Raw genomic sequence first — 20826 nt, 5'->3', positions numbered from 1 at the left:
CGTAGGGTCCGAATGGTGGCAGAGCGGACGACACTCGACGGCGCGGTGCCGGTCTCACCGGACAACTTCGCCGGGGCCGCAACAAGAGGTCCTCGATGGGCAGCGGACATTCCCCGAGGCCCAACCGGTTTCGTGATCGTGCAATTGTGAGAAAGACCCCACGAGTCGCGGCCCCAGCGAACCCGCCTTACGCTCCTTGGTTACACGAAGTTAACGGGGGTTCACTGATGCGTGGGTTCAAGGGCCGAAGTGTGCCCGGACACCGGCTTGCCTTACTCGGGCCGGCAATCTGCCTGGTCCTTGCCTCCTGCTCGGAGACCGCGTCCCCACCAGCCGCAACGCCGACGACCTCGACTTCTACTTCGACGACCGCCACCAGTTCGGCGCCACCACCGCCGCCGATCACCGGCCCGCTGGAAAAAGACTGGAAAAGCTACGGCGGCACCGCTTATTTCGGCTGTCCCGAGGAATTCTCGGTCAGCAAATCCGCACTCGAGGACATTCGCCCCAAAATATTCGACACCAAATCAGGCCAATACGTAGCGCCGTCCCTGCCGACGATTCCCGCCGGCGAGAACGTCACCGGAGCCATCTGCGCGCTTTCGGGCACCGCAGACGACATGAAAGTCATCTATGTGGTGACGACTCTCAAACCGGCGCAGGCGCCGGCACCCGAGATCACCAAGACCACCGCCTACGCCCTCGACTTCAAGACCGGAAAGCCGGCGGCGACGAAAGACCTGCAAGCACCAACGCCCGACTTGAAATTGAGCGAACCGAAGCAATGGCGGCTTGGCGCAACGACATCCGGTGCCGCATGGCTCAACGCCTTCACCGACGGGCATGCGACCGCGTCGCCGCCGCGGACCGTCATTCTTTCCGGCGCCGACCTGTCCATGCCGTGGAACGACCCGCAACCCGGTCGAGTGTGGCCGGATGTATTGTCGTTTCAGCGAAACACCCCGCCCGGCAATGCCTCTGGAGCAGAATTGCGCCGGCCGTCGGGAGAACCGATCTATCAGGATAACGATGTCGTTACCGTCGATGCCGAATTATCCGACGGGCCAGACAAATTGGTGAAGATCACTCATCGTGACTCCCCCACCGCCGTGTCGACCATGTTCTTCGACCTGAATTCCAAAGCCATCATCAAGGTCGGCGACACCGACCGGATCTCCGGTGGCGGATTGACAGCGACGTTGTCGGACGGACAGTTATTCGTCGACGGCCGCGACTCGGCCGATTCACAGTTCGGCTTCGGAGTGTGGAACCTGCGCACCCAGCACTGGGACCTGCTGAAGAACCGAGAGGACGCCAAGAAGATGCCGATCGCCAAGATGGCGTTCTTCGGCAACCACCTCTACATCTCGAACATCGGCGGAACGTACTCGGTGCTGGCACTGCCCGCTGCGGATCCGGTCGCGACCAACTGGTCCATCCGGCCGTTCGAGCGCATATCGGGCTGGACGCTGGTCTGCCGCGGCGAGACCACCGCGGGCGGCGAGTGCAAGGAGATCGTCATGGTGCAAGATCAGGAAGGCCACTACCCCGGCCCCTGGTTCTGACGCCGCGCCGCGGCTGGAGTGTGCACCCCCGGCTTTGAGTGCGCACTGGCGGCGGGGACACGCCGACGGAGAACACCCTGGACGCACACTCAAGGCCGCAGAGGCCCATAGCCTTTCGCCGCGCTATGTATCAAATATGTTGCGGTTGAGCTGCGATGGTGTCGCCGCGGGTTTACGATTGTAAAACTCTCGGCATGGGAAAGCGCCTCAACAATGACGCTCCGGTAATTTAAATTCAAGTCGCCCACCGTTGGACGATTCCCCCCGCTCCGCTGGATGGAGGACGCCAATGTACAAACGTGAAACCGAACAATGCCGAAAGTGCCAGGGCCAAGCCGACGCGCTGGTCTGGTATCAATACTCCTCGCGGGGGAACACAGTCGGACGCGTCATCTACCGGATGCGCTGCCGCAGTGGTTGCTCCGGCTTGGTGGTCGATGGGCCTGGCGCACGCTGCTAGCACCGTCACCCAAAGATAGGTGACCGTCCGTCAATCTCCGGCGGATCAGCGAAAACTTCGATGTCACCGCACTTCCCGAAAGCGCAATCAACGACATCAACGAGAGCCTCGACACCCGCCATCGGTTCAATTCCGTTGCGGACGCCGGAGTTCCCGGATTCGCGGAAGTGCCGACGGGGAGTTGAGGGCGCCGGACACCGAGCCTGCGCACCCTTCCTCGTCGCGAAATTACGGTGTAATTATTTGATTTAACGCACCGGCCGGCCGAGGAGACAACGTGAAAGCTTGGCAGGTCCACGGCAGCGGTGAGCCGGCCGACGTCTTACGCCAAGTGGACCGGGAGCTGCCGGAGCCCGGCGCCGAGCAAGTAAGAATCCGCGTCGCGGCGGCCGGCCTCGGCCTACCGGATGTGCTGATGTGTCGGGGCAGCTACCCGTTGACGCCGCCACTGCCGTTTACCCCCGGCCAGGAATTGGTCGGCACCATCACCGCGGTCGGGCCGGGCGCCGAGGTCGCACTCGGCACCCGCGTACTGGGTGTCAGTGACTTTGTCAGCGGCAACGGGTCCTTCGCCACCGAAGCTCTCGCGCACGCCAGCACCGTCTTCCCCGCTCCCGCCGGCATGGACGACGCCGCCGCGGCCGGATTCTGGATCCCGAACATGACGGCATGGGTCGGCCTGGTCGATCGCGGCGGACTCAAAGCGGGAGAACACCTCGCGGTGCTGGGCGCGGCCGGGGGCAGCGGCATCGCGGCGGTACAACTCGGGAAGGCCACGGGCGCGACGGTCCTCGCCGTCGTCAGCGACGAGCAGCGGGGCGAATACTGCCGGTCCCTGGGCGCCGACCACGTCGTCGTCGCCCACGGCGAAACCGCTTCTGACGGAACACCACTCGGACATGCGCTGCGCGAAGCGACCGACTGGGCCGGTCTGGACATGATCTTCGATCCGGTCGGCGGTGCGCAGGGCACCGCGGCCATGGGCGCCCTGGCCCGCGACGGCCGGCATCTGGCCGTCGGTTTCGCCAGCGGCACGTGGCCAACCCCCGACGTCGCCATGATGGTCATGACGAACACCACACTGGTCGGCGTCCTCGCGGCGGGCTACAGCCGTGCGCATCTCGAAGGGATCCTGCGCGGCCTCGAGGAATTGGTCGATACCGGCGCCATCGCGAACACGGTCGGTGAAACCGTGTCGTTCAACGACATCCCCGAAGCGCTCACGCGGCTGGGCGGGCGCAAAGTCCTCGGCAAGATCGTGGCGGAAATCGGCGGCGCCTGACGCTCGAACCGCGGCACCCGGCCCCGGGGGTCAAACCCGTTGGTTGTCGCAGTGGGCGCGGAGGAGGCGTTCGGTCTGCAGGTACACCTGCTCCTGCAGGTGCTGTGTGCGGGATTTCTTGGAGGATTTCTTGAGTTTCGCGGGCGTGTGGTAGCCGCCGGTGGCCGTGGCCAGGCCGGGATCGGTCATGATCCGCACCACCCCGCGGGAGCCCTTACTCGGCGGTCCGTAGAGCGGTGCGCCGAACCGTGCCATCAGCCCGAAAGTTCCGCCGGCCTTGGCGCCGAAACCCGATCTCACGCTGCCGGGGCTGACCGCGTTGACGGTGATCCCGTGGCCGTCGAGTCGGCGCGCCAGGGCATAGACCCAGAGCAGGTTGGTCAACTTGGCGTTGAAGTAGGCCTGAGTCTGGCTGTACTTGCCCGGAAAGGACCAGTCGGTTTCGACTTTCCCGCGCCCCTCGATCAACGCGGTCATGCTGACTACCCGCGACGGTCTTCCCAAGGAGTCCGCACCCGCGTGCAGCAGGTCCAAGAGTGCGTCGGTCAGGGCGGCTACCGCGACATGGTTGATGGCCATGGTCATCTCGATGCCGTCTGGGGACAGCCGCCGCGCGGTGAACCCGGCACCGGCATTGTTGACCAGACCGTGGATGCCCTGGGGGGCTGCGGCGCGGGCGGCGTTTGCCAGCTGCCGGGCGCCGGCGATCGAGCTCAGATCGGCGGCGACCGGGATGAACCTGCCCGCCCCGTTGCCGTCGCCCACGAGGCTTTCGACGCTGGCGCGCGCCGCTTCCTGGGTACGGCCGTGCGTTAGGACGGTGGCTCCCTCGTCGCCGAGAAGTCGGGCGGTCTCGTACCCGATGCCACCCTTGGTGGTGCCGGTGACCAGGACGGTCTGGCCCCGCAAACGGCCGCTGGGGGAGGGGTTCTTGCTCATTGAAGTCTCCTTATCGTGCGGTTGTTGGTGTGTAGATCGGGGGCGTTGCGCCCTGGTTTAGGTGTCGGTGAGGTCGTGTCTTGGCGACGGGTGTCGGCGTCGTCAGGCGACCGTCTTTCGAGATTTTGGATTGGTCACTCCACAACCCTTGCCCACGTCCGCTGGAATGTCAACTCCAAAAATTCACGGTGCAGCGGTGGTTACACGCACGGTCCAATCCACCCCGGACCACATCTCTGCTTGCCGTGATCCAGCCCTTAAGCTGCGAGAATTCCCCCGTCGTTGCCGCCCGACTCACGGTCGGCGGGCGTGCGTTGCCAACAATCGCCCTCTGTATTTTGGATTGATCATTCCACCCCACCTCAGCTACTCTGGAATGTCAACACCAAAATCCGTTACGATCGAATGATGATCACGCGCAAGGGACAGGCGACGCGCGACCGCATCGTGGGCGCTGCCGCGGCCCTGATGTATCAGCAGGGTGTGGCTGGCACCAGTACCGAGGACCTCCAGGCCGCCGCCGGCGTCAGCGCATCACAGATCTACCACTACTTCGGCGACAAGCACTCCCTCACGTGCGCCGTCATCGGGCATTGGAGCGACACGATCCTCATGTTTCACGAACCCCTGCTCGCGCGCCTCGACGACATCGACGCATTGCGTAGCTGGGCCGCGGCCATCGTGGAAACGGCGCGGGCCAACGACTTTCGGGGCGGCTGCCCGTTGGGTTCGTTGGCTAGCGAGCTCGCCGATCGCGACGATGCGGCTCGGGACGACGTCGTGGCCGGCTACCGGCGATGGCAGGGCGTCATCCGTGACGGCCTGTTCGCGATGAAGGTCCGCGGCGGACTCATCGACAGCGCCGACGTCGACCAATTGGCCATGGCACTGCTGGCCGCCCTGGAGGGCGGTCTGCTGCTGGCCAAGGCCTTGCGCGACGGTGAGCCGCTACGAACCGCGCTGAACACCACCATCGATCACATCGCCTCATTCGCCACCACGGAAACCCCTAGGCTGTGAGAATTCCATCTGCGCAGATGCATCAGGCCCCTTCGATGACGGGGCCTGACCAGCGTGGCAGGTACTGGATTCGAACCAGTGTAGGCGTAAGCCGACGGATTTACAGTCCGCTCCCATTGGCCACTCGGGCAACCTGCCGCCTAGCAGGTTACAACGAACCGGTAGACAGATCACAAACGGCTAGGAGCAACGAGGAAGGGCGTTCGCATGGCGGACTCATCGTTCGACATCGTCAGCAAGTTCGATCGGCAAGAGGTCGACAACGCGCTTAACCAGGCCGCCAAGGAGTTGGCCACCCGCTTCGACTTCCGCGGCACCGACACCACGATCGCCTGGAAGGGCGACGAGGGCGTCGAGCTGACCTCCTCCACCGAGGAACGCATCAAGGCCGCCATCGACGTGTTCAAGGAGAAGCTGATTCGTCGCGACATCTCGATGAAGGCCTTCGACGCCGGCGAGCCGCAGGCCTCCGGCAAGACCTTCAAGGTCACCGGCACTCTCAAGCAGGGCATCGACAGCGAGAACGCCAAGAAGATCACCAAGCTGATCCGCGACGAGGGACCCAAGGGCGTCAAGACCCAGATTCAGGGCGACGAGATTCGAGTCAGCAGCAAGAAGCGCGACGACTTGCAGGCCGTCCAAGCGCTGCTGCGCGGCGCCGACCTGGACGTGGCACTGCAGTTCGTCAACTACCGCTAGCGTTCGATTCGTGCGGTAAACTGGACTGCACGAACCGAACGTAGGAGCTGCTCATGACCCCCACGGTCGCCGAGCTGGACGCCGCCCACCGGCGGCTTCGCGAGAGCGCCCACGCCGTGGGCGTCGCCCTGTCGTCGGTCACCGGGTACACCGAGCCCGCTGTCGCGCGGGCCGTGCAGGCCGAACTGAACCTGTATGCCCGCATCGAGGCCGAGTTCGGGATGCTGACCAGCACCGAAGCGGGCAAGCGGATGGGGTCGCGGTCCAGCGCCCCGCGCAACCTGGCCACCACCGCGCGCCGCAACAAGACGCTGCTCGCGGTCCGCCAGGGCAATTACCTGTCCTACCCCGGCTTCCAGTTCGGGCCGGACGGCAAGCCGTTACCAGTGATCGCACGCCTGCTCGCAGTGGCCGACGACAGTGGCTGGTCGGAGGCGGGCCTGGTGCAGTGGCTCTGCTCCCCCACCACCTATCTGGACGGAGACCGGCCCGTCGACCACCTCGCGACGGATCCGGATCGCGTCGTGGCAGTCGCCGGGGAGGCGCTGAACGTTTCGTGGTGAGACGTCCGCCGGACCCCTTCGACCCGGCCACCGCCACGCTGCCGGAGGGCCATCTGCTCTACCGGGTCCTGTCGGCCACCCGAACCGCCACCGACTTCAATCCCGGTTTCGGTGCGCGAACGCGGTTCGGCTTCTTCGGCAAGCCGGTGGTGCCGATCATGTACGCGGCGGACACCGAAGACGCGGGGATCGCAGAGACGTTGCTGCACGATATTCCGGCCGACGGCGGTCTGCTCCCGTACGACCAGTACGCGACCAAAGTGCTCGTCCGGCTCAAAGTCGAGCAAGAGTTGCGCCTCGCCGTACTGCACGGGACCGGGCTGCGCCGGCTCAAGGTCACCGCCGGTGACCTCACGTCCAGCCCGGCATCGACCTACGCCACCACGGTGCGCTGGGCGCAGGCCGCCCATGCCGCCGGGTTCGACGGGCTGGTGTGGATGTCGCGGCAATGCAACGACACCAAGGCATACGTCTTCTTCGGCGACAGGTGCTCGCGGGGCTTCAGCCAGGACGCGTCGCACGCGCGCATCTTCGCCAGCCCGGCCGACCAACTCTGGCTGATCGATCGATGCGCACCGCTGCACGTCGACGTGCTGATGGAGCCCTCGTAACACGCACAGGTCCGGCCTGCTAGCTCCACCAACCAGTCGGTGCCTAATGTAGTGACGAGTCCCACACTGCAAGCGAGGTTCACGATGACCGTGACTCCCCAGGAAGCCACCGGCCGCCCACCGGCCAAGGCCGGCTACTTCGACGTCGTCATCATCGGTGCCGGGATCTCCGGCATCGACGCGGCGTACCGGATCGCCGAGCGCAACCCCCATATGACGTACGCGATTTTGGAGCGCCGCGAACAGATCGGGGGTACGTGGGATCTGTTCCGGTATCCGGGAGTGCGCTCGGACAGCAGCATCTTCACGCTGTCGTTTCCCTTCGAGCCCTGGACCCGCAGGGAAGGCGTCGCCGACGGCGTGCACATCCGCGAATACCTGTCGGCCACCGCGCATAAGTACGGCATCGATCGCCACATCCAGTTCAACAGCTACGTTCGTTCCGCGGATTGGGATTCGTCCACCGACACCTGGACGATCAGCGTCGACCAAGGCGACGCCACCACGATTTACCGCAGCCGGTTCGTGTTCTTCGCCTCCGGCTACTACAACTACGACGAGGGCTACACCCCGGAATTCCCCGACATCGAGCGGTTCGGCGGCACCGTCATCCATCCTCAGCGCTGGCCCGAGGACCTCGATTACGACGGCAAGAAGATCGTGGTGATCGGTAGCGGTGCCACGGCGGTCACCCTGCTCCCCTCGCTGTCGGAGCGGGCCGCGAAAGTGACCATGCTGCAGCGCTCGCCGACCTATCTGGTCTCTGCAACGAAATATCGAACGCTCGACGCTGTCATTCGTGCTTTGTTGCCCCGCAAGGCATCTCATATCGTGATCCGGATGTACACCGCCCTGACCGAGGCCGTGTTCTTCTTCTTGTCACGCAAGTTGCCTGGTTTGATCAAGCGGCTGTTGCGCCGTCAGGCGGTGGACAATCTGCCCGACGGGTACCAGGTGGACGTCCACTTCAAACCGCGGTACAACCCGTGGGACCAGCGGATGTGCATGATCCCCGACGCGGACCTGTACAACGCGATCACCGAGGGCCGCGCCGAGGTGGTGACCGATCAGATCGACCACTTCGATGCCACCGGCATCGCGCTGAAGTCCGGCGCGCATCTCGACGCCGACATCATCGTCACCGCCACCGGCCTGCAACTGCAGGCGCTGGGCGGGGCCACGATCAGCCTGGACGGCGAAAAGGTCGATCACCGTGAGCGTTTCGTCTACAAGGCGCACATGCTCGAAGACGTGCCGAACCTGTTCTGGTGTGTTGGGTACACCAACGCCTCGTGGACGCTGCGGGCCGACATCACCGCCCGTGCCACCGCAAAACTGATGGCGCACATGGCTTCTCATGGCTACACGCACGCCTATCCGCACTTGGGCGACGAGCAAATGACGGAGAAGCCATCCTGGGATATCAACGCCGGCTACGTGTTGCGTTCCGCGCATCAGCTACCCAAGTCGGGCACCAAGCGACCGTGGAACGTGCGGCAGAATTACCTCGCCGACGCGCTCGACTACCGGTTCGACCGGATCGAGGAGTCAATGGAATTCGGCCGCGTGGCCGACCGGGCGTCGGTAGCCGGTTAGCTCCACCTGCCCAAAAGGCCTGGTCGTCAAAATAATTGGCCGGTTTCCGACTCGGGTTGCAAGAAGTCGATGTGCTTGCCACAGCTGGGACAGAACTTTTCGGCAGGGTGGTGCTGCGCTCCACAATTGGCACAGTAGTGAGGCTCCGTCGCAGCCAAGTGAGGTTCGGCGACCAGGCTATCGATGCGTTCATGCCTGCCGACAACCTCCGGCAAGCCCGCCACACCAGCTTCCGCGCGACGCTGCCGACGGCTCTTGAGCACCATGAATGCGACCCAGCCTCCGACGACGAGCATCATCAGAATCCCGCTGACGATGTACCACAACAGGTTTGAGCTATGGAACACCGATACGTCACCGTACCGCTGGCGCAGATTCACCGCACTCGTCTTCAGATCGGCCAGCCCGGGATAATCGGGTGACAACGCGGCGGCCTGGTCGAAGTTCTTGATCGCGTCGCTGTAGCGGCCGGAGTAGTAATCGCTGAGCCCTTTGCGGTAGTACACGTCGGCCGGACCGAGCTCCGGCTTCACCGCCTTGCCGGCCAGCATCACCGAAAGACGATCCACCGGCGTGATGAAGTTGAACGCCTGCGGTTCGCCGACGGGGGCGAAGCTGTTCACGCCGATCACATTTCCGTCCAGAGCGATCGTCGGGCCGCCGCTCATGCCTTCGGAAACGGCGGCGTCGATTTCATACTCCGGCATGGTGCGGATCGTCGACTTTTTATTCACCTTGCCGCTCTTGTTCGTTGGATCCAACGAGGGACCGGTGACCCGTTGGGTGGTTTCGGGGAAACCCACCGCGAGAACCGGTGTGCCGATGCTGACATCACCGTCGCCGGCCAGCTCCGATGACGGCATGTTGTGCTGTTCCACTTTTAGCAGAGCGACGTCGCCCTTGCTGAGGGGCCGGAAATCGACGACATTGGCGGGCAGCTTCCCGGTGAGCTTGGTCCCCGCGCCGTAGAGCACCGTGAGGCTGACCTCGGGACCCCGGTCGGGGCTCTTCCCCTCGATTCGCGCGTTCTTGCGCAGCCATGCCGCAGTTGCGACGGGGTCCTTCCCGGTGGGCGAGTCCGGAAACTGTTCGATGTAGGCGTCCGCGGCACTCTTGGCGATGGCATCTTTTGCGGTCTCCGGGTCGACGCAGTGGCCGGCCGTAGCGACCCAGCCGTCGGGGTTGACGACGAAACCGGTGCAGGACCACGTCGCATCGAAGGGAAGATTCAGGCCTGCGCCGAATGGAGACAACGTCTGCCCGTCGGGCAGCTGCACCTGGCCGAAGGTTTCGACGGCGAGATAGACCACGGCGGGCCGTATCATCGCCGCCGCCCTCTCCTCCGGGTTGACCTGGGGCCGGTCGCCATCGGCGACGGCGCTGCCCGGCGATCCGGCCAGCACCACCAAAGCAGCCGCGAACGCCCGGCCGCCGCGCGATACGAACCGTCTTTTCGCCGGGTCCGCTCGTCGGGACATAATTCCTCCTCGATGAAGCGATGACCTTGACGATCCGGTGCCGGAGCGCCATCGGGTAGGGACCGAAGTCCCATGCTCGGAGGTCGTTGGTTTTAACTTCATCCGGAGGCCGCGGCTCGGGGCCGACCCACACTCCGAGTGAACTGCTACTAAATGTGAGGTTTCGGCAATACGCTGAGCTTCATGGCAGCCGAGAAGCGCGAACCCAAAGTCGTTGTCCTTGGCGGTGGTTCCTGGGGGACCACCGTGGCGTCCATTTGCGCGCGCCGAGGACCGACGCTGCAGTGGGTGCGCTCCGAGGAGACCGCCAATGACATCAACGAGCACCACCGCAACACGCGCTACCTCGGTAACGACGTGATCCTCAGCGAGACGCTGCGAGCCACTACCGATTTCGCCGAGGCCGCCAACTGTGCCGACGTTCTCGTGATGGGCGTGCCCTCACATGGCTTCCGCGGCGTGCTGACCGAACTGAGTAAGGAACTTCGGCCCTGGGTTCCGGTGGTGTCGTTGGTCAAGGGGCTTGAGCAGGGCACCAATATGCGAATGTCGCAGATCATCGAGGAGGTGCTGCCGGGTCATCCGGCGGGCATCCTGGCCGGACCGAACATCGCACGCGAGGTGGGCGAGGGTTATGCGGCCGCGGCGGTGCTGGCGATGCCCGACCAGCATCTGGCGACCCGACTGTCGGGGCTGTTCCGCACCCGGCGATTCCGCGTGTACACCACCGACGACGTCGTCGGCGTCGAGATGGCGGGTGCGCTCAAGAACGTCTATGCGATCGCGGTCGGGATGGGCTACTCGCTGGGCATCGGCGAGAACACCCGCGCGCTGGTGATCGCCCGCGCCTTGCGCGAGATGACGAAGCTGGGCGTGGCACTGGGCGGGGATCCGGACACCTTCCCCGGGCTAGCCGGCCTGGGTGATCTGATCGTCACCTGTACCAGTCAGCGCAGCCGCAACCGCCACGTCGGCGAACAACTCGGCGCGGGCAAGCCCATCGACGAGATCATTGGGTCGATGAACCAGGTCGCCGAGGGCGTGAAGGCCGCCAGCGTGATCATGGAGTTCGCCAACGATTTCGGGCTAAGCATGCCGATCGCTCGCGAAGTCGACGGTGTCATCAACCACGGCTCGACGGTCGAGCAGGCCTACAGCGGCTTGATCGCCGAGGTGCCGGGGCACGAGGTGCACGGCTCTGGGTTCTAGTCGATCCCGAATAAGCTTAAGCCGCTGGGCAATTCGCGGCCGCTCAGCTTTTGCACCACCCACTGGTTCATCGAGACGTGTTGCTCGACAGCCTCGCGGGCCAGGCGGGCGTGTAGTGCCCGTGATGTCCTGACCACAAATGTGCCGCTGTAGCTGCGTTCGCTCAGCGGCGGCGGCACCGGTTGTTCCAACTCCTGCATCTCGACAAGTCGTTGATTGACGGTCGCGGTGATCGCAGCGATCGCGCCGTGCGCAGTTGGGGCGCGCTCTTGCAGGAACGGCAACTCGAGACAGACGCCGATGTACTCGTCGTAGTCGGGCGACCATTCGGCGCGGTAGGTGTAGTGGTTCACGCAGAACGGGTAGCACAGCGCCATCGATTTCGGCAGTCACACCTGGGGAGAACTGTCGGCGCCGCTCTCGGACCATGCGGTCGTTTTCAAACGCGATAGCGCATGCGATACCGGAAATGAAAAGGCACGCATGGTTCTGGCGGCTCTGTGCCGACCATGCGCATGAGCGCCCGCTTTCCGACCATGCGGTCGTTTTCAAACGCGATAGCGCATGCGATATCGGAAATGAAAAGGCACGCATGGTCCAGACCACTCTGGTGGTCTGGGCCGGGCCAGGCCTTAGCCGCGCGCCATCGCTTCCAGCCGGCGGATTCGATCTTCGATCGGCGGGTGCGTCGAGAACATCGAGCCGATGCGCTCACCGGCGCGGAACGGGTTGGCGATCATCAAGTGGGCCTGGCTGGCCAGCTGCGGTTCGGGAGGCAACGGGGCCGCTTGCACGCCGCCGGAAATCTTGCGCAGGGCCGACGCCAGGGCCAGCGGGTCGCCGGTCAATACCGCGCCAGACTCGTCGGCCTGGTACTCGCGGGATCGCGAGACCGCCAGCTTGACCACCGTCGCCGCGATCGGGCCCAGCAGCGAAACCAGCAGCAGCGCAAAGGGATTCTCGCCATCGCGGTTGCCGCCGAACAGGCCGGCCCACATGGCCATGTTGGCCAGGGCGGTGATCACGCCCGCCAGCGCGCCGGCCACACAGGAGATCAGAATGTCACGGTTGTAGACGTGCGAAAGCTCGTGGCCCAGCACGGCGCGCAGCTCACGCTCGTTGAGGATGTCCAGAATGCCGGTGGTGCAGCACACCGCGGCGTTGCGCGGGTTGCGGCCGGTCGCGAAAGCATTGGGCGCGTTGGTGTCGCTGATGTACAGCCGGGGCATCGGCTGGTGTGCGGTGGTGGCCAGTTCGCGCACGATCCGATAGATCACCGGAGCCTGAAGTTCGGAAACCGGCTGGGCGTGCATCGCGCGCAGGGCCAGCTTGTCGCTGTTGTAGTACGTGTACAGGTTCATGCCGATGGCGAACATCAGCGCCAGGAACATCGCCGTCCTGCCGAACAGCGAACCCACGAACACAATCATCGCGGACATACCGGCCAACAGCAGGAAGGTCTTCAGCTTGTTGGCATGCGGATGCCAGGTCATCGGTGGTGTCCTCCTTTGAGAAAGACGTGGGAGAACTCGTTCATTGCATGACTGTTGTCAATTGAACGCCCGGGATGACCTTCCGAGTTCCGCGACTCACGCTAACCGTGTCGGCTGATCGTGTAGTCGACCAGCGTCTGCAGCGCGCGCCGACCGGCGACATCAGGCAAAAGCCCCAGCTCATGGTGGGCTTTCGCGGCGTACTGCGCCAGAAATTCCTTCGCCTGGGCCATGCCCGGCGACGCCCGCAATAGCCGCAGCGCCTCGGCCACCGCGTCGTCGTCCTCGACGGGACCCGACAGCAGCTCGCGCAGCCGGTCGCCGTCGGGCCCGGGCTGTTGCAGCGCGTAGACCATCGGCAGGGTGTGCACGCCCTCGCGGATGTCGGTGCCGGGCAGCTTGCCCGACTCATGCGAGTCGCTGTCGATGTCGATGATGTCGTCGGAGATCTGAAACGCGGTACCCACGATGCCGCCCAGCCGGCTCAGCCGGGCGACCTGCTCGTCGTCGGCCCCAGAAAACATCGCGCCGAATTGGCCGGCCGCGGCGATCAGGCAAGCCGTCTTCTCGTAGACCACCTTCAGGTAGTGCTCGATCGGATCGGCCCCGTCGGCCCGCCCGCGGGTCTCCCGCATCTGCCCGGTAACCAGCTGAGCAAACGTTTCGGCGATCAGCCGCACCGCGTCGGGCCCCAGCCGCGATACCAGCCGCGACGCGGTCGCGAACAGGTAGTCGCCGGCCAGGATCGCGACGTTGTTGCTCCAGCGCATATTGGCCGTCTGAGCGCCGCGGCGCACTTCGGCCTCGTCCATCACGTCGTCGTGGTACAGCGTGGCCAGGTGCACCAGCTCGATGACGGCACCGGCGATCGTCACCTCCGGCGCATCCGGGTGCGGCCCGATCTGCGCCGACAGCACGGTGAACAACGGCCGGAACCGCTTGCCGCCGGCCTTGAACAGATGGGTCAACGAATCGGTCATGATCTCATCGGCGCTGCGCAACTCGACATCCATGAGCTGCTCGATCTGTGCAACGCCGTCGCGCACCGTCGTGGCGAACGCGGCGTCGCCAAAATCAATTCCCGCCACCACCGTCGCGGGAGTCTTGACCCGACCACCCATGTTCGCCGGAGTACTCACGCGACCAACATACTGGTGAGCGTGAAGACCAGGCTTGGTACGGGGGCCGACGTGGTAGTCGTGGGAGCCGGACCTGCCGGTTCGGCGGCCGCCGCCTGGGCCGCGCGCGCCGGCCGCGACGTCCTCGTCATCGACTCCGCCAGCTTCCCCCGTGACAAGCCGTGCGGTGACGGGCTGACCCCGCGCGCGGTTGCCGAACTGGAAAACCTGGGTCTTGGCGACTGGCTGGACACCCGCATCCGGCATCGGGGCCTGCGGATGAGCGGGTTCGGCGGCGAGGTCGAAGTCGATTGGCCCGGCCCCTCGTTCCCGTCGACCGGTAGCGCGGTGGCGCGCCTCGAACTCGACGACCGAATTCGCAAGGTCGCCGAGGAGTCCGGGGCGCGCATGCTGCTTGGCACCAAAGCCGTTGGTGCACATCATGACTCGTCACGGAAGGTGACCTCGCTGATCTTGGCCGACGGCACCGAGGTGGGTTGCCGGCAGCTGATCGTCGCCGACGGGGCCCGCTCCCCGCTCGGCCGCAAGCTGGGCCGGCGCTGGCATCAAGAGACGGTGTACGGCGTCGCGGCACGCGGGTATCTGACCACCCCGCGCAGCGAGGACCCATGGCTGACATCGCATCTCGAGCTCCGCTCCCCCGACGGCGCCGTGCTGCCGGGGTATGGCTGGATCTTCCCGCTGGGCAACGGCGAAGTGAACATCGGCGTCGGAGCGCTGTCGACGTCGAAGCGGCCGGCCGACCTGTCGCTGCGCCCGCTGATCTCCTACTACGCCGACCTGCGCCGCGACGAGTGGGGCTTTAGCGGTGAACCGCGGGCGATCTCGTCGGCGCTGCTGCCGATGGGTGGCGCCGTTTCCGGAGTGGCTGGGCCGAACTGGATACTGATCGGAGACGCCGCGGCCTGCGTCAACCCGTTGAACGGCGAAGGCATCGACTACGGCTTGGAGACCGGGCGGCTAGCCGTGGAGTTGCTGGACTCCGGCGATATGTCGAAGGTGTGGCCGTCGCTGTTATCCGACCACTACGGCCGCGGATTCTCGGTCGCGCGCCGACTGGCGCTGCTGCTGACCTTCCAGCGGTTCCTGCCCGCCACCGGCCCCATCGCGATGCGTTCGACCACGCTGATGACGATCGCCGTGCGGGTGATGGCCAACCTGGTCACCGACGACGACGCGGACTGGGTGGCGCGGGCCTGGCGCGGCGGCGGTCGGCTCTCGCGACTCATCGATCGTCGAACACCGTTCAGCTGAACCGACTTTTGTCTCGGTGAGCCACCGTACGCAATGTATCAATCTCGTTGACATATATCAGCACACTTGATATAGCTGGAGGCATGACTCAGCCAACTGATTTCGAGTTCGAAACGGCCTACCGCGGCGAATCCACCACGTTTGGCGAGGGACTGCGTCCGCCCTGGAGCATCGGCGTCCCACAACCCGAGCTGGCCGCCCTGATCGAACAGGGCAGGTTCCACGGCGACGTCCTGGACGTGGGTTGTGGCGAGGCCGCCATTTCGCTGACGCTGGCCGAACGCGGCCACAACACGGTGGGCCTCGATCTGTCGCCCACGGCGATCGACCTGGCCCGCCGCGAGGCCGCGCGACGCGGACTGACCAACGCCGCCTTCGAGGTCGCCGACATCAGCGCGTTCGCCGGATACCCACCCGGATCGGAAGGCCGGTTCGGCACCATCGTCGACAGCACCTTGTTCCACTCCATCCCGGTCGAGGCGCGCGAGGGCTACCAGCAGTCGATCAGCCGCGCCGCGGCCCCCGGCGCCTCCTACTTCGCCCTGGTCTTCGACAAGGCCGCGGTGCCCGACGGCCCGATCAATGCGGTGACCGCCGACGAACTTCGCGACGCCGTGTCCAAGTATTGGGTCGTCGACGAGATCCGGCCGGCCCGTTTGCACGCCCAGCTCCCGAACGATTCGGTCGGGATGCCCGGCATCGTCGACATTCGCGACGAGCCCACCGGTCTGAAGTCGGTCGGCGCCTGGCTGCTGACCGCCCATCTTGGCTGATCGGCCGTGAACCAGTCGTTATCGCGGTGTATAGTCCGGCTAATGAGGGGTACCAAGCTGCTTGCAAGCGTCGCCGCGGCGGCGGCCGCCATTGCGCTGGGCGCATCGCTGGGAGCGCCGGCCATGGCCGACCCAACGACGCCGCCGCTGCCACCTCCGGCTCCGACGCCGCTGCGGACGCCGTCGCCGCCCAGCGACTACGACGCCCCGTTCAAGCAAACCGTCAACGGCTTCGGCATCTACCAGCCGCAGGACCAGCTCGCCTGGCTGGGCAAGATCGCCTGCGATCGGCTGGGTAGGGGCGTGGACCACGACGCGTACCAGTCGGCCAACTTCATCCAGCACAACCTGCCGCGGGGCACCAGCCAGGGACAGGCGTTCCAGTTCCTCGGTGCGGCCGTCGATCACTACTGCCCGGACCAGGTGGGCGTCGTCCAGGCCGCGGGCCAACACCCGAACTAGTCGTCAGCGCAGGGGCTTATGCCCCGCGTGTAGGGCCACGATTCCGCCGGTCAGGTTGCGCCACCGCACGCCCGACCATCCCGCTTGTGCCAGCTGCTCAGCCAGTGCGGCTTGATCGGGCCACGCCCTGATCGACTCCGCGAGATACACATAGGCATCGGGGTTGCTGGACACCGCCTGCGCCACCCGGGGCAACGTCCGCATCAGGTATTCCTTGTAGACGGTGGCGAACAGCGCGTTGGTGGGTGTGGAGAATTCGCATACCACCAGGCGTCCGCCGGGCCGGGTGACCCGGGCCATCTCCCGCAGCCCCGCCAGCGGGTCGGCGACGTTGCGCAACCCGAAACTGATTGTGACGGCGTCGAATACGCCGTCACCGAACGGCAGCTTGGTGGCGTCGCCGGCGACCTTCGGCAGCTTGCGCGCACCGCCTGCGGCGAGCATCCCGACCGAGAAGTCGGCCGCCACACACCAGGCCCCGGATTTCGCCAGTTCCACCGTGGACACCGCGGTGCCCGCGGCCAGGTCCAGCACCTTGTGGCCGGGTCCGATCCGCAGCGCCGAGCGGGTCGCCCGTCGCCAATACCGGTCCTGCCCCAGCGACAACACGGTATTGGTCAGGTCATAGCGACGGGCGACGCCGTCGAACATCGACGCGACCTCCCGGGGATTCTTGTCCAAGGCCGCACGACTCACGACGAAGACGCTACCCGGCCCGGTTCGCGCCGGTCGGGAAAGGTGCGCCGAGCGGCGTGCTAGCCCAGGGCCAGCGGCGCAGTGTCACTCGCCTTGGGCGAGTTTGCGTTGCGCGTTGCGGGCGCGCGCCCTGGCGATAGGTGATTGCACGGCCGTGTAGTGGCCGAGCAACTCGTCACAGATGGCGGGCCAGGTGCGGGCGAGGACGCTCTTGCGTGCGGCTTGCGAATAACGCGGCCGCTCGGCCAGCAGATGTCCCACCGCCTCGGGTAGCCGCTGCTCGAATTCGTGGACCGGCAGGAGCAATCCGGTGCGCCACGGGGTGACCAGGTCACGCGGTCCCCCCGCGTCGGGCGCGATCACCGGCAACCCGGACGCCAACGCCTCCTGCACGACTTGGCAGAACGTCTCGTGCTCACCGGTGTGGACGAAGACGTCCATGCTCGCGTACGCCGCGGCGAGCTCGGCGCCGTACATGGCACCGGTGAATCGCGCTGTGGGCATTGCCGATTGGAGCTTTTGCTGGTCGACGCCGTCTCCGACGATGACGAGCTGCACGTCCCCGGCGGCGGCTAGGCCGGCGAGGCGTTCCACATGCTTCTCCGGCGCCAACCGGCCCACGAAACCGACGATCGGCTTGCCTTCGGGCGACCAGTACTGCCGCAGTGCCTCATCGCGCGCCGATGGCGCGTATCCCATGATGTCGACACCGCGCGCCCAGTGATGGACCCGCGGGATTCGATGGGCGACAAGCGATTCCATCGTTGCGGTGGAAGGCGCCAACGTGCGGTCGGCGAGGCGGTGCAGGTGGCGGAACCACGCCCACGCCGCGCGCGTCGTGATCCCGATGCCGTAGCTCTCGGCGAAACCCGGTACGTCGGTTTGATAGACGGCGACCGTCGGTACCCCGAGGTAGCGCGCTGCTCGTACGCCGCCGTAGCCCAGCAGCGCGGGCGATGCGAGATGCATCACATCCGGCTGGAATCCGCGCAGCACCTTGAGCAGTCGCGGCCGGGGCACACCAAGCGGCAACGTGGTGACCTTCGGGAACATCCGCGACGGCACCCGATGTACCCGGATGCCGTCGTGAATGCGCTCGGCGGGAGGTTCACCGGGCGGGGTGTCGGGGGCGATCACCAGAGCTTCATGGCCCGTTCGGCGCAGATGCTCTAGTACGCGGATTACTGAATTACTGACACCGTTGACATGTGGCAGAAAGGATTCTGCGACGATCGCAACGCGCACAGGGTCATACTGTCAGCACTGCCTGTCGCCAAGGTTGCCGACTGGCATACGGGGCGCGAAATTTGCTGCTTAAAGCGTTATGTGGCTTTGCTATCCGTACTTTTGGCCACGTCGCGCCGGTCCAGTCGCTTGTCTATCAGCGCGAGGCCTACCAGCACAACCAGTGCAACGAGCCAACTGACGACCGCGATCGACCCCGCCGGGATTATCGCCAGCCCGGCGTTGCGGTGCTGGACTCGCACCAGGTTCGGGTCACTTTTGTTGTATTCGACGTATATCCGCATACCCGTGGCCAATTCGGACGGGTATAGCACGCCGAGCTCGGGCCGATAGGTAACTCGCTCAGGTGTGACGAATTCGATCGTCGACCGGCGTGGCCCCGCACTGAGCACCTCTGCCTGCGCCACACCCATGTTGTGCCGGATCGCGAGGTCGTTGCGCCAGGCGCCGGCTACCAGCAACACCGACTGCAGCGTCACCAGCCCGGCGATGACCAGCACCGCGATCCGGGTCAGCCGCAACCCAATCCGCGCCGGCGTGCTCGGCGGTTCATCGCTGCGACCGTGAATCAGAGTGCGCAGCAATGCTTTTGGCGACTTCACAAGGCAGCCTTGATGGCGGCATGGAGTCCGCGCAGCGACGATCGGTCCGCCTTGACCTCCAGCACCCGCATGCCGGCGCAGGATTCGTTGAGCGCCGCGTCGAGCCCGTCGACCTCGACCTGACGGCTTTCGACGTGGTAGGCGCGACATAGTGCACCGACGTCCACATCGTGCGGGGTGCCGAAGATCCGCGAGGACACGTCCGAGAACCTCGGGTCGCCCTGCTCCAGCAATTCGAAGATGCCGCCGCCGTTGTCGTTGGACACCACGATGGTCAGATGCCGTGGCGTCGGCTCGGTCGGACCGATCAGCAGCCCGGAGCTGTCATGGACGAACGTCAGGTCGCCGATCAGGGCGACGGTGCGGGCCGGGTTGTCGGCGGGGCCGTTGCGTTCATGCGCGAGCGCCGCACCGATCGCGGTGGACACGGTGCCGTCGATACCGGCGACGCCGCGATTGGACCGGACCTGGATGCCGGTCGTGTCGAACCCCACCAGCGCGGCGTCCCGGACCGGGTTGGACGCCCCGAGCACGAGCTGATCACCCGGTCGCAACGCGTCCGCCACGGCGGCGGCGACGTGCAGACCGGTGGTCAACGGGTGCGCCGCGAGCTGGCCGCGCACCGCCGCCACCGCGTGCCGGTTCATCTCGCCGCAGCGGTCCAGCCACGCCTGGCTGGGTGTCCCGGTGGTCACCGCGCGGGTTCCGGTGGCCTGCGAGTTACCCGAGACGTCCGGCCAGCGCGGTCCGGTGGTCAGCGCGTACACCGGCACCTTCGGATCGGCCAGCAGCGACGAGACCGGACGATGCAGCGTCGGGCGGCCGAGCATGATCACCTGCTTCGGACGCAGCAGCGGCAGGGCCAGCGGGTGCAACGGGTTCGGCGGCGGCCGACCAGAAAATGACGTCGGTTCGGCCACCGTCGGCAGCTGCGCGAGAGTGGGCTGCGCGCCGGCGCCATGGCCGGCGATGACGACGGTATCCGGCGACAGATCGATTTCCAGCGGCTGGTCGAAGGTGACCGGCGGCGTGTAGGTCCACGGCCTACCGTCGGGCCGGCCGGCCGGCGTCACCGCACCGTGCGACTCCGGATCCGGCACCAGCGGCTCGCGCAGCGGGATGTCGAACTGCACGGGCCCGGCGTTGGCGGTGCGAGCACCCGTGGCCGCGGCCAATACCCGGCAGGTGGCCGACCGCCAAGTCGCATTGAGCGAATCCAGTCGCTCCGGCGCGTCCTCGGCCAGACCCAGGCTGATCGTGGCGCGAACCTGGGTGCCGAAGTAGCCCAGCTGCTCCATGGTCTGGTTGGCCCCCGTGCCCAGCAGCTCGTAGGGCCGGTTCGCCGACAGCACGATCAGCGGCACCCGCGCGTAGTTCGCCTCGACGACGGCCGGACCGAGATTGGCGACCGCGGTGCCCGAGGTCATCGCCACGCAGACCGGCGCGCCCGCCGCGATCGCCAACCCGATAGCCAGATAGCCGGCGGTGCGTTCGTCGATTCGCACATGCAGCCGGATCCGACCGGAGCGATCGGCGTCGTGCAGCGCGAACGCCAGCGGGGCGTTGCGCGAGCCGGGGCATAGCACCACGTCGCGGACACCCCCGCGAATCAGCTCGTCAACGACGACGCGAGCCTGTGTCGTCGAGGGGTTCACTCCTACAGGGTGTCACAGGGCGCTCACCGCACGCCGAGCGTGGAGTTGTCGGGGCAAATCGACGTGATTTCGCCCGACAAGCCGA

At 65.8% G+C, this 20826-nt stretch carries 20 protein-coding genes and 1 tRNA gene; 11 read left to right on the top strand and 10 right to left on the bottom strand.

All coding sequences use genetic code 11. From position 1 onward, the window contains the following. Window positions 1-227: 227 nt before the first annotated feature. Window positions 228-1565, top strand: a complete 1338-nt coding sequence (locus MJO58_RS04295; RefSeq protein ID WP_239722109.1) for a hypothetical protein — start codon at window positions 228-230, stop codon at window positions 1563-1565. Between the two features lie 737 nt (window positions 1566-2302). Beyond that, entirely contained in the window at window positions 2303-3307 is a 1005-nt protein-coding gene (locus MJO58_RS04290; RefSeq protein WP_239722108.1) for a zinc-binding dehydrogenase, read from the top strand. 30 nt (window positions 3308-3337) lie between these two features. Here the strand turns inward: MJO58_RS04290 and MJO58_RS04285 are convergent, their stop codons facing one another. After that, window positions 3338-4246 (bottom strand): SDR family NAD(P)-dependent oxidoreductase, encoded by a 909-nt coding sequence (locus MJO58_RS04285; protein WP_090600128.1) that lies wholly within the window; start codon window positions 4244-4246, stop codon window positions 3338-3340. Window positions 4247-4654: 408 nt separating this feature from the next. Between MJO58_RS04285 and MJO58_RS04280 the strand changes: the two genes are divergently transcribed. Next, window positions 4655-5266 carry a TetR/AcrR family transcriptional regulator gene (locus MJO58_RS04280; RefSeq protein WP_217493100.1) on the top strand — a complete coding sequence of 204 codons (612 nt, stop codon included), beginning with the start codon at window positions 4655-4657 and terminating at the stop codon, window positions 5264-5266. A 55-nt stretch (window positions 5267-5321) separates the two neighbouring features. Here MJO58_RS04280 and MJO58_RS04275 read toward each other — a convergent pair. After that, window positions 5322-5404 (bottom strand) — tRNA-Tyr (locus MJO58_RS04275). Between the two features lie 69 nt (window positions 5405-5473). Here MJO58_RS04275 and MJO58_RS04270 point away from each other — a divergent pair. From MJO58_RS04270 to MJO58_RS04255, 4 genes are all read left to right on the top strand, one after another. Further along, window positions 5474-5965 carry a YajQ family cyclic di-GMP-binding protein gene (locus MJO58_RS04270; protein WP_090600120.1) on the top strand — a complete coding sequence of 164 codons (492 nt, stop codon included), beginning with the start codon at window positions 5474-5476 and terminating at the stop codon, window positions 5963-5965. A 53-nt stretch (window positions 5966-6018) separates the two neighbouring features. Further along, window positions 6019-6528: a hypothetical protein gene (locus MJO58_RS04265; protein WP_175364346.1), complete on the top strand. Its 510-nt coding sequence runs from the start codon at window positions 6019-6021 to the stop codon at window positions 6526-6528. After that, complete coding sequence (locus MJO58_RS04260) at window positions 6525-7139, top strand: RES family NAD+ phosphorylase (RefSeq protein WP_239722107.1); 615 nt, start codon at window positions 6525-6527, stop codon at window positions 7137-7139. The genes MJO58_RS04265 and MJO58_RS04260 overlap by 4 nt, the downstream gene beginning before the upstream one ends. An 84-nt stretch (window positions 7140-7223) precedes the next feature. Continuing rightward, the gene (locus MJO58_RS04255) at window positions 7224-8735 is read left to right on the top strand and encodes a flavin-containing monooxygenase (protein WP_239722106.1); all 1512 of its coding nucleotides are present in this window, start codon (window positions 7224-7226) and stop codon (window positions 8733-8735) included. A gap of 26 nt (window positions 8736-8761) precedes the next feature. Here MJO58_RS04255 and MJO58_RS04250 read toward each other — a convergent pair whose 3' ends face one another. Further along, entirely contained in the window at window positions 8762-10213 is a 1452-nt protein-coding gene (locus MJO58_RS04250; protein ID WP_239722105.1) for a trypsin-like peptidase domain-containing protein, read from the bottom strand. Window positions 10214-10396: 183 nt separating this feature from the next. On the opposite strand from MJO58_RS04250, the gene MJO58_RS04245 reads away from it, so the two are divergent. Continuing rightward, entirely contained in the window at window positions 10397-11422 is a 1026-nt protein-coding gene (locus tag MJO58_RS04245; protein WP_090600104.1) for an NAD(P)H-dependent glycerol-3-phosphate dehydrogenase, read from the top strand. Here the strand turns inward: MJO58_RS04245 and MJO58_RS04240 are convergent. The 3 genes from MJO58_RS04240 to grcC1 form a co-directional block, all read right to left on the bottom strand. Further along, entirely contained in the window at window positions 11419-11775 is a 357-nt protein-coding gene (locus tag MJO58_RS04240) for a type II toxin-antitoxin system HicB family antitoxin (protein WP_239723161.1), read from the bottom strand. The genes MJO58_RS04245 and MJO58_RS04240 overlap by 4 nt on opposite strands. A 279-nt stretch (window positions 11776-12054) precedes the next feature. Beyond that, complete coding sequence (htpX, locus tag MJO58_RS04235; protein ID WP_090600100.1) at window positions 12055-12915, bottom strand: zinc metalloprotease HtpX; 861 nt, start codon at window positions 12913-12915, stop codon at window positions 12055-12057. Between the two features lie 101 nt (window positions 12916-13016). Then, the gene (gene grcC1 / locus MJO58_RS04230; RefSeq protein ID WP_090600096.1) at window positions 13017-14036 is read right to left on the bottom strand and encodes a nonaprenyl/(2E,6E)-farnesyl/geranylgeranyl diphosphat synthase; all 1020 of its coding nucleotides are present in this window, start codon (window positions 14034-14036) and stop codon (window positions 13017-13019) included. A gap of 39 nt (window positions 14037-14075) precedes the next feature. Here grcC1 and menJ point away from each other — a divergent pair, with 39 nt between their 5' ends. From menJ to MJO58_RS04215, 3 genes are all read left to right on the top strand, one after another. Next, window positions 14076-15308, top strand: a complete 1233-nt coding sequence (gene menJ, locus MJO58_RS04225) for a menaquinone reductase MenJ (RefSeq protein ID WP_090600091.1) — start codon at window positions 14076-14078, stop codon at window positions 15306-15308. Between the two features lie 83 nt (window positions 15309-15391). Next, the gene (locus MJO58_RS04220) at window positions 15392-16081 is read left to right on the top strand and encodes a class I SAM-dependent methyltransferase (protein ID WP_239722104.1); all 690 of its coding nucleotides are present in this window, start codon (window positions 15392-15394) and stop codon (window positions 16079-16081) included. Window positions 16082-16123: 42 nt separating this feature from the next. Then, on the top strand, window positions 16124-16543 hold the full coding sequence (locus tag MJO58_RS04215) for a DUF732 domain-containing protein (RefSeq protein WP_090600083.1): 420 nt from the start codon (window positions 16124-16126) through the stop codon (window positions 16541-16543). A gap of 3 nt (window positions 16544-16546) precedes the next feature. On the opposite strand, the gene MJO58_RS04210 is transcribed toward MJO58_RS04215, so the two are convergent. The 4 genes from MJO58_RS04210 to menD form a co-directional block, all read right to left on the bottom strand. After that, window positions 16547-17239: a demethylmenaquinone methyltransferase gene (locus MJO58_RS04210; RefSeq protein ID WP_090600078.1), complete on the bottom strand. Its 693-nt coding sequence runs from the start codon at window positions 17237-17239 to the stop codon at window positions 16547-16549. A gap of 84 nt (window positions 17240-17323) precedes the next feature. Further along, entirely contained in the window at window positions 17324-18484 is a 1161-nt protein-coding gene (locus MJO58_RS04205; protein ID WP_090600074.1) for a glycosyltransferase family 4 protein, read from the bottom strand. 77 nt (window positions 18485-18561) lie between these two features. Then, window positions 18562-19086, bottom strand: coding sequence for a DUF3592 domain-containing protein (locus MJO58_RS04200; protein WP_239722103.1), 525 nt, complete (start codon window positions 19084-19086; stop codon window positions 18562-18564). Then, entirely contained in the window at window positions 19083-20741 is a 1659-nt protein-coding gene (gene menD, locus MJO58_RS04195) for a 2-succinyl-5-enolpyruvyl-6-hydroxy-3-cyclohexene-1-carboxylic-acid synthase (protein WP_239722102.1), read from the bottom strand. Before menD ends, MJO58_RS04200 begins: the two co-directional genes overlap by 4 nt. Window positions 20742-20826 lie beyond the last annotated feature (85 nt).

Origin of the sequence: Mycobacterium lentiflavum (genome assembly GCF_022374895.2) — a bacterium.
Lineage (GTDB): Bacteria > Actinomycetota > Actinomycetes > Mycobacteriales > Mycobacteriaceae > Mycobacterium > Mycobacterium lentiflavum.
Note: the sequence above shows the minus strand (reverse complement) of the source record. Positions and strands in the feature narration are given on the sequence as shown.

Excerpts from the sequence above, each read along its gene's own strand:
- MJO58_RS04250 (WP_239722105.1), bottom strand. The coding sequence starts at position 10,213 with ATGTCCCGACGAGCGGACCCGGCGAAAAGACGGTTCGTATCGCGCGGC.
- grcC1 (WP_090600096.1), bottom strand. The coding sequence starts at position 14,036 with ATGGGTGGTCGGGTCAAGACTCCCGCGACGGTGGTGGCGGGAATTGAT.
- htpX (WP_090600100.1), bottom strand. The coding sequence starts at position 12,915 with ATGACCTGGCATCCGCATGCCAACAAGCTGAAGACCTTCCTGCTGTTG.
- MJO58_RS04285 (WP_090600128.1), bottom strand. The coding sequence starts at position 4,246 with ATGAGCAAGAACCCCTCCCCCAGCGGCCGTTTGCGGGGCCAGACCGTC.
- MJO58_RS04245 (WP_090600104.1), top strand. The coding sequence starts at position 10,397 with ATGGCAGCCGAGAAGCGCGAACCCAAAGTCGTTGTCCTTGGCGGTGGT.
- MJO58_RS04270 (WP_090600120.1), top strand. The coding sequence starts at position 5,474 with ATGGCGGACTCATCGTTCGACATCGTCAGCAAGTTCGATCGGCAAGAG.
- MJO58_RS04215 (WP_090600083.1), top strand. The coding sequence starts at position 16,124 with ATGAGGGGTACCAAGCTGCTTGCAAGCGTCGCCGCGGCGGCGGCCGCC.
- MJO58_RS04255 (WP_239722106.1), top strand. The coding sequence starts at position 7,224 with ATGACCGTGACTCCCCAGGAAGCCACCGGCCGCCCACCGGCCAAGGCC.
- MJO58_RS04280 (WP_217493100.1), top strand. The coding sequence starts at position 4,655 with ATGATCACGCGCAAGGGACAGGCGACGCGCGACCGCATCGTGGGCGCT.
- MJO58_RS04220 (WP_239722104.1), top strand. The coding sequence starts at position 15,392 with ATGACTCAGCCAACTGATTTCGAGTTCGAAACGGCCTACCGCGGCGAA.
- MJO58_RS04265 (WP_175364346.1), top strand. The coding sequence starts at position 6,019 with ATGACCCCCACGGTCGCCGAGCTGGACGCCGCCCACCGGCGGCTTCGC.
- MJO58_RS04295 (WP_239722109.1), top strand. The coding sequence starts at position 228 with ATGCGTGGGTTCAAGGGCCGAAGTGTGCCCGGACACCGGCTTGCCTTA.